Genomic DNA, 11,410 nt, shown 5'->3' with positions numbered 1-11,410 from the left:
GGTGATGCGTTCCTCCAGCCGCGTGAAGCTCCCGGCAGTCGTTCGCAGTGCCTGATCCAACCCACAAGACAGCATCACCACTTGCAGCAATTGCGCCGGCGTCTTGAGCTTGCGCGGGCGGGCGAATGCCTTGAACTCACGCGCCATCGTCGCGTACTCGGGTGGCAATTCCTTCAGAAACGCTTCAAACGCGAGATCGACGGGCTGGGGGGCGCGGAGCATGGCGGCAAAATGCCCAACAGATCGCGCCTCTCCACTGATTTTCAAGGGCTTGCCGGCTATGTTGGCGCGTATGGGAAGGCGCGCCGCCTAGGGGCGATCACGTCGCCGCTGCCCTTGGCGGCCAGCGGGCGGCCAACGTGTGCTACGCCTCGACGAGCAGACCCCCGGCAGGGTCTGGGGGCGGCTTGCCATTCGCTCCGAGCGATCGTCATGCCATCGCGGTGACGGGCGTTGAGTTGGTCGCGGCGATCGCTGACCATGACGCACCTGCCGCCGGCGTTCATCGCGGCCAGAGGCGCCAGACATCGCGTGTGGGGGTGACGCTGACGCGAAGCGGGACGTGCGGCCCATCGGCGCAGGGCGTCGATCGCGACTGACGACCGTTTCGATGGTCTGCTCACCGATGACATCCTGCACTCCCGACCTATTCGTGCGCCAGGCACCACCACTCGATGCCAGTACGATCCACCCCTTTCTGCCTTTAACCGGCGCTCGCGCACGAGCCGGAAACGTGGGCATGCTCCATCCTGGAAAGGGATCCTATGACGCCGGGTTGACGTGCGAAGATTGGCAGAGCGGGCCGAGAGGTCGCGCCACAGTCCGCCGATCGCCGAGTCAGGCGGATGGCCAACGACGCTCGCTCACGTCAATCAAGGTCGGGGAAAATGATTGGCGGCGATTTGACGGGGACGTGAACGGATGGTCGGATTCAGGAAAAAACCGAGGCTGTCGGCATTTGCAGACCCAGCCGATTGGTTGCTCATTGGTTGCTCAAAGAAAAAAGGCCTAGACGTTTTGCGTCTAGGCCGTTGATTTTATGGAGCTGACGGTCGGATTCGAACCGACGACCTGCTGATTACAAAACCGCTCGACGATAATTGACGTTAATCAAAACAACAGGTTAGCCGCCAGCGCCGTGCGATTTCCTGCCCTATTATGTCTCAATCATCGCTAACGCGGCTACAGTCCCGCACAGTTTCCGGCACACATGAGCTTCAAAGATCAGCCTCCTCCTAGTCCATCTTGACCGACTCAAAGTCCCTGCAGCACCTCGGCCAGGCGGTCCGTGGCGATCAGCCCTTGAACCGTCATGACATCGGAGAGCAACTCGGCGGAGACAGACATGAAGTGACGTTGGTGCATAAACCAACCGCCAGCGGCTACTCTGGCGGTGGTTTCAGCGGAGAAAGTCCCCGGACATGGCATCGACAGTTCCCGACAGTGGCGAAGGCGCCTCTCCCAAGAAGGCGAAATACCGGGTCACCAACTGGCCGGCATACGACAGTGCGCTGGTGGGGCGTGGAGACATCACCTTCTGGTTCGACCAGGCAGCGATCCTCCAGAACTGTACGCCTGAGCCGACAGGTCAGCGGGGGGCGCCTGTGCGCTACTCGGACTGGTCCATCCAGACGCTGTTGGTCTTAAAGCAAGTATTCCACCTGCCGTATCGCTCGTTGGAAGGGTTTGTACGTTCTCTGATGCGCCTGATGGGGCTGGACCTGCCGATCCCGGATCACCCGCACCTGTCACGCCGGGTGCGCCGGTTGGTGGTCCACATTCCGCGCCGGGAGCGCACGGGGTCGATCCCTGTGGTGGTGGACTCCACCGGCATGAACGTGTTTGGCGAAGGAGAATGGAAGGTGCGCCAACACGGCGCCGGCAAACGACGCGCCTGGCTGAAGGTGCATCTGGCGGTCGATGCGGACGCCAAGGACGTCATTGGCGTGGAAGTCACGACCGCGGCCTGGACGGATGGTGAAGCCTTCGGCGGACTGATCGGTCAGATCGACGGGTTCATCGAACAGATCGATGGGGATGGGGCCTATGATACCCGTGAAGCCGATGACGTCGCGGGGCAATGCCAGGCCACGCTGGCGGTGCCGCCCCGAGAAAACGCGGTACCCTGGGAAGCCGATCACCCGCGCACGCAGGCGCTCGCACAGATCCAGGAGAAGGGCGTGGGGCGGTGGAAAAAGGACGCCGGTTATCACCGGCGTAGCCTGGCCGAAAATGCCATGTACCGGCTCAAGCAACTCTTTGGGGAGGCGGTCGCCTCACGCCTGTTCGACGCCCAGGTGAACGAAGTTCATGCGCGGATGTCGCCATGAATCGAATGACTTATCTGGGGATGCCGATCTCGGTGCGGGTTGGGGAAGCTCTGTCCTGAGAAAATGGGGAAAGGGGAGTCCTGCCCGACTGTTTCTTTATGCACCAACGCCACATGAAGTGCATCATTCAAGGAACCAGATGATGGCCGAATGATGAGGTGGATTGACCGAGACCCAAAGGGTGTTTTCTTCTCGCCGCCCCTATCGACTGATCAGAACCCTCCGCTCGCCCCTTTGACGGCGCAGGTCACCTCGGTTGGGTAGTGCCACAGCCTATATGATGGGCTCTAGCTCAAACGTTTGATTCAGAAGCGTAAAAATATCTCGCCATCATATAGGCTGGGGCACTACCCTCGGTTGTATTCAATTAGACGTGAGCATGCAACAGAGATCGCTGACGATGACCAAACACGTAACTATTCAGGATCAATTGCCAAACACTCTGCTCAGCCAGTAAATTTTCATCATGTCTGACGCCCCTACCCGCACCCGCTTGCCCCGACAGCCGCGAGGCCGAGTTAACGCGTTTGCGTGCGGAGAATGCCGAGCAAGCCGCTCAGATTGCCAAACTCCTGGCGCACATCCAGGAACTGGAAGCCCGTCTGGCCAAGGACAGCCACAACTCCAGCAAACCGCCGTCGTCCGATCTTCCCTTCAAGAAGCCCCCGCCCAAGTCGCGGCGCCAGCGCAGCGGAAAACCGCCGGGTGGACAGGCCGGGCATCCAGGCGCCACCCGCGCACTGGTCGGCACCCCGGAACAGACGGTCATCGTGCCGTTGGAAGGGGCCTGCGCCTGTGGACGCGATCGGGCGGAGCTGGACGTGGAGGTTTTGCCTGAGCGCCCAGCCCTTTTAAGGTCACGTTTTGAGTGCGTTTAGCGTCCGGCCAGTAGCTTCGCTGTGGAGACATGCGGCTTCCCTTTGAATTTTGTGCGCGGGGTGCGCGGTTTCTTCGGTCCCCGAGGTGTCTTGAGGAGTCGTTTCAAGTCCACGCGTTGAGCCAGATTGAACAACAACGTACACATCTTTTGGGTATCCGCGTGTGCGAATGGCTCCCAGTCCGTCTCGCAGACGGCAATCTCCAACCCGGTGTACGTGGCAGCGATCTCACCGGCGATGTAATACTCGGACACCTCGGCATCGATGTCGCGCGTGGGATGCGCCGCACGCAGTGCGGCCATCACGACGGCGTAGAGATTGAAGGCCACCAAGGCCAGGCAAAAGCCGAACAGGGCCGCCTGGGGATAGCCGAGTGTCGAAATTTCGGAATTGAGATGACGTTCCAATTTTTGAAAGGCGGTCTCGATGCCCCAGCGTTGCCGATACAACTCGGCCACCATGATCGCATCGGCCACGTCGTCCGGCAGATTCGTCAGGAGATTGAGTGTCGTCTCGCCGTCGCGGGTGGCTTGGCTCAGCTTGATAACGATGCGGCGCAGTTGCCACACGGTGCCGTCCGCAGCCGTCAGCTCGACCGGCTGTTCATCGACCTTCCCCGTCGACGATTTGCCAACCACGCGTATTTTCGACAACGGCTTGGCGATCAAATTGGCATGCTGGCGAATCACGAACGCGGCGCCTCGGGCGTGGATCGCCGAGAGGAAGGCCAGGACGCAGAAGTTGCGGTCGGCGATCCACAGATCACCGGCTTCGACGGTCGCGACGACGGGGCCGAGCAAGGCGCGCTCTTGGGCATGACCGTCGATGCATGGAAAGACGTCCGTCGCCAATCCCACATGGGGCTGGAAGACCACCAGCGACTTCCCCGGCAAGGCCCCGGCTGCCGTCTCGCGCAACGGCTTCAAGCGATGTTCGGTCGCCGCCAAGCAATTCCCGTCGAGATATTTCACCCGGTATCCTGGCAACCGGGCAGGACGTGTGCCACCCAGTGTGTCGATCAGACGCTCGGCATCGCCCGCGACGACTTGAACGAAGGCCCTGGAGGTCGTCGGCTCGACCCCCTTCAACTTGCCGTATACCGCAACGACGGAGGCCGCGATCATCGAAGCGCGATACGCTTCGTGAATACTCGCGCGGGTTCTGCACACGACTTGCAACATCAACCCGACCAGCGAGGAGAACAGGATCTTGCGCGTGTACTGACGCGCGCACGTCGCCTCGAACCAACGGTCGAGCTTGTCGGCGGAGAGAAGGTTCTCCAACAACCCGCGCACCATCACGGTCACCGGGCTCTTGTCGACGAATCTTTCTAGGACTTCACTGAACATCGGTTCGATCATGTTCTCAAAATATTATATTTTACAGCATATTGCGCAGCACCTTAAAAGGGCTGGCCTGAGCGCCGTCAGGTGATCGATCTGGTGGTGCGCCGGGATGTGACCGAGTATCGGACAGTGTCCGGCGTTTGCGCCTGCGGTCAAGCGCCCAGCCGGTTCCGGGAGTCGGCGAGCGCGCCGGTTCAGTTCGGCGCGGGGCTCATGGCGTTCGCGGTCTCTCTGACTCATGATCAGCACCTTCCGTCTCAACGGGCCACGGAGTTGTTGAACGCCTTGGTGGGCCTTCTGCTGTCGCCGGCGACCCTCGTCGCCTGGGGTTGGGAGGCCGCGACGCGCCTAGCCGCACCGGTGGCGGCGATCGGCCAGGCGGTGGCGCAGAGCGCCGTCGCCCATGCCGACGAAACCGGACTGTGCGCCGGTGCCCTGCACTGGCTGCCTGTGCTCTGCACCACCACCTTGACCTTCGACGCGATCCACGCCAAGCGCGGTGCCGAGGCGCTGACGGCCATCGGCCTGCTGGGGGGCTTTCGCGGGATCCTGGTCCATGACCACTGGCGGGCCTATTTGAGCGCCGCCGCCGAGCATGCTTTCTGCAATGCGCACCCTCTGCGCGAGCTGATCGCCCTCGCCGAGGCCTACCCCGCCCCCCGTGGCCCAAGCGCCTCATCGCACTGTTGTGCGAAGCCAACGACACCGCTAGCGCGGCACGGGCGGCGGGTTTCGCGGCCTTGACCAGCCTCATGATCGAGGTTGTCTTCCGGCGGTATGACGCCATTCCCGCCGACGCCGATGGCTTCCATCCCCGTCGCCGGCCGCCGCCGGGAAGCCGACGGCGGATCAAGCAGACCCCCGCAGTCAACCTCATCGAGCGACTGCGCACGCAACGCGAGGGAGTCCTGCACTTCGTCACCGACCTGCGCGTCCCCTTTGATCACAACCTCGCCGAGCGCGATCTGCGCATGCCCAAGCTCAAACAAAAGGTCTCGGGTTGTTTCCGCTCCACCGAGGGCGCCGAGGCGTTCGCCATGGTTCGTTCCTATCTTTCGACGCTGCGCAAGCAGTCGGTCGATCTCTATCAGGCCCTGGTGATGACTTTCCAAGGGCAGCCACCGATGCCACGGTTGGTTGGCATAACGGCGATCATCTACCTGTATAGTTCTACTTTGTTACCTTCAAAAAATCTTTAAGTGTTTAAATTTTATGATAATAAACAAAAATACACATAAACAATAGGGTTCTAGTGGCGCGTTGAGCGCCTATAATCACCCATAAACCGCCAACATCTATCTTCAATAGGGGCATAGTAAATGAAGATTTATTGCGCCTAATAAAAAATAACTTAAAATTCATTAATTTATGCGACAGTCAAAGTTAACAAAGTAGAAATAGTTACAACGAATTAATAACTGATGTTGATAGGGGTCGGGAAGGACTTACGTCCTCCCCGCCCTCCGAACTGTGCAGGCGGTTCTCCCGCACACAGCTCTCCAGTCGGTCGTTACCTCATCGGGATTGGCTCGCCAGAACATAGGCTTCGTGTAGGGTGAAAAGCCCGTGCTCAGCGAAGAAGGCATTTGGCCAGCGACGATGATCCCGCGCGGTTCGGGCAAAGCCAGAACGCTTCTCGCGCTTGCGCAGAATCGCTCGCAGTCGCCGACGCACGAATCCATCCACGTCGCGGAAGCTCGTGCGATGGGCTTGCTTGAAGTATCCAAACCAGCCCTTCAGGATCGGATTAAGCTCACTAATGATGGTCTCCAGACGACCGCTGCGGGTGCGTCCGGTCTTGTCGCGGATCTTGTCCCGAAGCGCCCTGAGGCTCTTCGAGCGCACCCAACGCCGACCGGCTTCGAAGCGATAGCCCAGAAACTCAAACCCCTGTCCTTTCTCCATGCAGTGGCCCACCCGGGTCTTGTCCGGATGCAGGCGTAACCCCCTCTGCGCCACCCAGGCTTGGATCATGGCCAACACCGTTTCGGCTTCCTGTTGCGTGCGGCACAAGGCCACAAAGTCATCAGCAAACCGCACGTATGGGTAGCCGACCTCACTCATGAGCCGATCCAAGTCGTTCAGGTACACATTCGACATCAGGGGACTGATCACCGAGCCCTGCGGCGTCCCCGCCACCGGCGTCCAGCGCTTCATGCCCTCCATGACGTCTTGCTCGAGGAAACGCTCGACCAGATCCATGACCCGGCCATCACTGACCTTGTCCTTGACCAGGGCGACTAAAGGCTGCCTCGGGATCGTGTCAAAGTAGCTTTGCAGATCGGCGTCCACCACCCAGGTGTAGCCGTCCTTCAGCGCCTGATCGACAATCCGCAGCGCGTCCTTGCAGCCACGCCCCGGCCGAAAGCCGAAGCTAACAGGCAGAAACTCCTTCTCGAAGATGGGCTCGAGCACCAGTTTCAAGGCTGTTTGCACCACCCGATCCTTGACGGTGGCGATCCCCAGCGGCCGGGTTTGACCCTTCCCTTTGGGAATCTGCACGCGTCTGAGCGGCTCCGGTCGATAACTACCATCCTGTAGCGCCCCTGTTAGCTCCGCCAGATATAACGCGGCCTTGGCCTCGAAACGCTCAATGCTGATCCGATCGACGCCCGCTGCCCCCTGGTTGGCAGCGACCCGCTCCCAGGCCGCCCAGAGCGTCGACGGCGCATAGACTTTGTCGATCAGACTGTGCCACTTGCCTCCTCTGACCCCGTTACCCAGGGCCGCCAACAGACGATCCGTCCATACCGACGCCTCGACCCAGGTCCACTGGCGTGGATCCTCCGGGGGTGCCTCCGGTCTAGCGGTTGCCCGCACTGTGGAGCTTGCGATGTCCGTTCTCTGCATCGTGATGAACCTCTCTCGTCTCGACCTTCCTACCCCCCTTCCCTCGGCGCGGGTTTGCTCTCCGCGCTTGTCCGACCCTTTCAGTCCCAACCCTTAGGCGCCTGTTTGTGTTCTCTGTTTGCCGCCTGGTTTCCCGGCGGTGCCACCCTATCGGCTCCATCGCTTGGGCCTTCCAGATCGTGCGGTACTATGAGGGTTCTGACTCCTGGGCCGCGTCACCTCGCGCCCAGGTCTCCCCACTTACTGTGCCTGACCTTCCGATCGTTCCACCTCCAACCACAACAGGGACCCACTCATCGCTTTGACCGCCACGCCAGCGTGAGCGGTGGGTTTCAGGCTTCGCCACTTAGTCGAAGGCTCGCCGTACCCTGCCGCCGAATCGAGTTCGTTTCCTGCGGAACGATCATTCACCTCCAGTTGCTTCTCACCCCGTCTCACGACGACGCAATTACCTTTGGTTACGGAGTTGTGGCTTGCTCCGACACGGACTCTCACCGTGCTGATAAGGCACCCTCGTGGGCGCACAACTAATCCGCTCCGCGGGGCTTCGTCGAGTCTCGCCTCCAAGTCAACGCTGTCAGTCGATCTTCTCATCGTCGTCCACACTCGCAGTGACCCAATCCGGGTCGTTGACTGAGGATCGGACGATGACACCCTTGCGTCAGCGCATGATCGTGGCCATGCAGATGCATGGCTTCTCCCCGCGCACCCATGAGAGCTATCTCGCGTCGGTGCGGGATCTCGCGAAGTTCACCCACCGCGCCCCCGATACGCTCACCTCGGCGGATCTGAAGCGCTACTTCGAGCACTTGGTGCGCGAGCGTGAGTTGGCGCCGGCCAGCGTGCGGCTATTCTACAACGGCATCCGCTTCTTCTACCTGGAGGTTCTGGACTGGCCGGCCGTCGACCTGGAGGTGACGCTGCCCAAGCGCCCGCAACGGATCCCCGAGTTGCTCACGCGCGAAGAGGTCGCGGCCATTCTGCGGGCCTGTCCCGATGCGCGCCATCGCACCATGCTCACCCTCTGCTACGGCTGCGGGCTGCGCCTAAGCGAGGTGCTAGCGGTGCGCGTCGGCGACATCGACGGCGAGCGTCGGCTCTTGCGCATTGAGCAGGGCAAGGGCGCCAAGGATCGCCTGGTCCCCGTCTCCCCCACCCTGCTGGAGCAGCTGCGGACCTATTGGCGTGCGTATCGTCCCCATGACTGGCTGTTTGCCGGTCAGCACGGTGCGATGCTTGCCCCGACCACGCTCCAAAAGGCGTTCACTCAGGCCAAGCAACGCGCCGGTGTGCACAAGGTCGGCGGCCTTCATGGGCTGCGCCATGCCTATGCGACCCATCAGCTTGCGGCCGGGCTGCCGGTGCAGCGGCTGCAACGCCTGCTCGGACATCAGAGTCTCCAGACGACCCTGCGCTATGTGCATTGGCTCCCGAGTGCCGGGGAGGGCGAAGGCGCGCTGGATGTCATCGCCCAGTTGGAGGTGACCCATGGCTGAGCCGGCCTCGCTGCAAGCGGTCATCCGGGCGTGTCTGGACGACCTGGCCGCCACCCAGACCTTGAGCCCGCGCCAGTGGCAGGTCTGTCATCATGTCCTCGACTGTCGCACCGCCGCCCTTGGCGGTTTCGCCTTGCGCTGTGATCAGTGCGAAGCCGAGGCGGTTTGCTACCACGCCTGCCGCGATCGCCACTGTCCGCGCTGTCAGCGCCAGGCGTCCCTGGATTGGTGCGAGCGCCAGCGCGCGGCGCTGCTGCCGGTGACCTATCACCATGTGGTCTTCACGCTTCCGTCGGTGCTCAATGGCTGGATCGAGGTCCATCCCAAAGAGGTCTACGACCTGCTGTTCGAGACGGCATGGGCGACGCTCTCGGCCTTCGCGGCCGATCCCAAGCGCCTGGATGGGCAGTTGGGGATGACGGCGGTGCTGCACACCTGGGGGCAGACGCTCACCCGGCATGTGCATCTGCACGGCTTGGTTCCCGGGGGCGCGATCTCGACGTCAGGCGAATGGCACCCTGCCAAGAGCACCTATTTGTTTCCGGTGCGGGCGCTGTCGCGGCATATGCGCGGCGGCTTCGTCAGTCGCCTGCGCCAGGCCGTGCAGGCCGGAGGTCTGCCGCGGCTGACCGACCCCAAGGAGATCGACCGGGTGCTCGACACCTTGATGCGCACCGAATGGGTGGTCTATTCCAAGCCCTGCCTGGTGCACACGGAGACGGTCGTCGACTATCTGGGGCGCTACAGCCACCGTACCGCCCTCAGCGACAGCCGCTTGCTCAGTTTCGACGGAGAGTCCGTGGAACTGAGCTACAAGGACTACCGCGACGGCGATCGCCGCAAGGTCATGACCCTCTCGGGCGAGGAACTGTTGCGGCGCTTTCTGCTGCATGTCCTGCCCAAGGGCTTCATGCGAGTCCGACATTTCGGTTTCCTCGCCAATCGCTGCCGCGCCCGGCGTTTACCCGAGATCCGCGCTGCGATGGCCGCACCGCCGGTGACGGCCTGTCCAGCGATGGATGACAACGGGGAACCGACGCTGACGTTTGACGGCTATCCCTGTCCGAGCTGCCGCACCGGACGGCGACGTGTGCGGGCCACGCTGGCCCCGAAGCGGCGCGACGGAGGATAACGCGCGCCGCGAAGCCCCCATTCGGCTCCAGCACCCGGTCATCTCTCAGGCCCACTGAGGGTCTGCGCCGGCGCTCGCCTCGCGCCTGGGAATGGACTAAGATTCTCTCCAATCGACGTCCTCGCAGCACCCTGAGAGCCCCGCTGATGCCCTGTTTCTGCTTCCACGACGTCCTGCCTCACCGCTCGGTCGGCACCGACACGCCCGCGCTGGCGAGCGCCGACCGATACAATTCCCTCTCTATAAGGTCTGCCGCCTCGCGCGCCGCCGGACAGGGCGTGCCAGGAGCGGATTAGTCCAACAGACATTTATCCATCGGGCGCCCAAGCGTCAGCGCGAGATCAGGGTTCGCTGCTGTGCGCCCGATGGATAAATGCTTAGTAGTTACGCGGAGCGCGCAGGTGCGGGTAAAGTACGAGGATGCAACAAAACATTTTCGAACTCTACACCGATTACCTGATCAGCACGTTTGGATCAGCGACGGCAACCGGGCTGGCATCAATGGTGTCTGATTCGATTAGTCATGATCAGGTGACCCGCTTCTTATCCGAGCGCGACGACAACTCAAAGGATTTGTGGTTGCAAGTCAAATCCACGATACTCGAGATCGAGCAGCCCGACGCCGTGCTGATTTTCGACGACACCATCCAGGAGAAGCCCTGGACGGATGACAGCGAGCTGATTTGCTGGCATTTCGATCACTGTCAAAACCGGACCGTCAAGGGGATGAACCTGCTCAATGCGCTCTACGACAGCGACGAGATTTCGATCCCAGTCGATTTCCGCCTGATCCGCAAGCCGTGACAGTTCTGCGATGTCGCCACCCGCCGGCTCAAACGTGCGAGCGAGGTGACGAAGAATGAATTGCTCCAAGCGAGGTTTCTCCAAGCACGCCAGAACCAGTGAGTGTTTCGTGACGTCCTCATGGACAGTTGGTTCGCGTCCAAGGACAACTTCGAGCTGATCCTGAGCAAACACCAGCATGTCGTCGCCGTTCTCAAGGACAATCGGCTGGTGGCGTTAAGCCAGGCTGACCAAGCGCAAGGTCGCTTCGTGCGGGTGGATTCACTGCCGTTGGCGGACAAACAGGCCGTGCGCGGCTGGCTGAAGGGCTTCGAGCACGAAGTCCTGCTGGTCGGTCGGGTCTTGACAAACAAAGATGGCAGCACCGGTCGGTTGAGTCTCGTCTGCAGTGATCTGACGTGCGATGGCGAGCGCGTCGCCGAGCTCCATCAAAAACGGTGGAAGGTCGGCGTGTCCGGCAAAGGATGCCTAATCCAGTCGGTGAAAGTCCGACCGAGGCCAAGAGACTCAAGCCTCGTAGCTTGGGAGGTGCCGTGGCGCGAGAGCAAGACGGTGAAGCCCTCCGACAATGTAC

8 protein-coding genes and 2 pseudogenes are annotated in these 11,410 nt (G+C 61.5%); 7 read left to right on the top strand and 3 right to left on the bottom strand.

Going from position 1 to position 11,410, the window contains the following annotated elements; genetic code table 11:
- Window positions 1-222 (bottom strand): hypothetical protein (locus CCR95_RS15420; RefSeq protein WP_201091369.1); only part of this gene is annotated, 222 nt, incomplete at its 3' end.
- Window positions 223-1,421: 1,199 nt separating this feature from the next.
- Between CCR95_RS15420 and CCR95_RS15415 the strand changes: the two are divergent.
- Window positions 1,422-2,389, top strand: a pseudogene (locus CCR95_RS15415) (IS5 family transposase).
- Between the two features lie 366 nt (window positions 2,390-2,755).
- Window positions 2,756-3,208 carry a DUF6444 domain-containing protein gene (locus CCR95_RS26405; RefSeq protein WP_420825663.1) on the top strand — a complete coding sequence of 151 codons (453 nt, stop codon included), beginning with the start codon at window positions 2,756-2,758 and terminating at the stop codon, window positions 3,206-3,208.
- Here the strand turns inward: CCR95_RS26405 and CCR95_RS15405 are convergent.
- Window positions 3,205-4,557 carry a transposase gene (locus CCR95_RS15405; RefSeq protein ID WP_201096014.1) on the bottom strand — a complete coding sequence of 451 codons (1,353 nt, stop codon included), beginning with the start codon at window positions 4,555-4,557 and terminating at the stop codon, window positions 3,205-3,207. The two genes, CCR95_RS26405 and CCR95_RS15405, sit on opposite strands and share 4 nt — an antisense overlap.
- 81 nt (window positions 4,558-4,638) lie before the next feature.
- On the opposite strand from CCR95_RS15405, the gene CCR95_RS15400 reads away from it, so the two are divergent.
- Entirely contained in the window at window positions 4,639-5,298 is a 660-nt protein-coding gene (locus CCR95_RS15400; protein ID WP_201096013.1) for an IS66 family transposase, read from the top strand.
- A gap of 8 nt (window positions 5,299-5,306) precedes the next feature.
- Window positions 5,307-5,753 carry an IS66 family transposase gene (locus tag CCR95_RS15395; protein WP_201096012.1) on the top strand — a complete coding sequence of 149 codons (447 nt, stop codon included), beginning with the start codon at window positions 5,307-5,309 and terminating at the stop codon, window positions 5,751-5,753.
- A 316-nt stretch (window positions 5,754-6,069) separates the two neighbouring features.
- On the opposite strand, the gene ltrA is transcribed toward CCR95_RS15395, so the two are convergent.
- Entirely contained in the window at window positions 6,070-7,404 is a 1,335-nt protein-coding gene (gene ltrA / locus CCR95_RS15390) for a group II intron reverse transcriptase/maturase (RefSeq protein WP_201096011.1), read from the bottom strand.
- Between the two features lie 647 nt (window positions 7,405-8,051).
- On the opposite strand from ltrA, the gene CCR95_RS15385 reads away from it, so the two are divergent.
- From CCR95_RS15385 to CCR95_RS26400, 3 genes and pseudogenes are all read left to right on the top strand, one after another.
- Complete coding sequence (locus tag CCR95_RS15385; protein ID WP_201096010.1) at window positions 8,052-8,900, top strand: tyrosine-type recombinase/integrase; 849 nt, start codon at window positions 8,052-8,054, stop codon at window positions 8,898-8,900.
- Window positions 8,893-10,032, top strand: a complete 1,140-nt coding sequence (locus CCR95_RS15380; protein ID WP_201096009.1) for an IS91 family transposase — start codon at window positions 8,893-8,895, stop codon at window positions 10,030-10,032. The genes CCR95_RS15385 and CCR95_RS15380 overlap by 8 nt, the downstream gene beginning before the upstream one ends.
- A gap of 420 nt (window positions 10,033-10,452) precedes the next feature.
- Window positions 10,453-11,283 (top strand): annotated as a pseudogene (locus tag CCR95_RS26400) (transposase); the annotation flags it as partial.
- Window positions 11,284-11,410: the final 127 nt, after the last annotated feature.

Source organism: Thiocystis minor, from assembly GCF_016653465.1.
Lineage (GTDB): Bacteria > Pseudomonadota > Gammaproteobacteria > Chromatiales > Chromatiaceae > Chromatium > Chromatium minus.
This window is presented reverse-complemented; position numbering and strand designations above follow the sequence as displayed.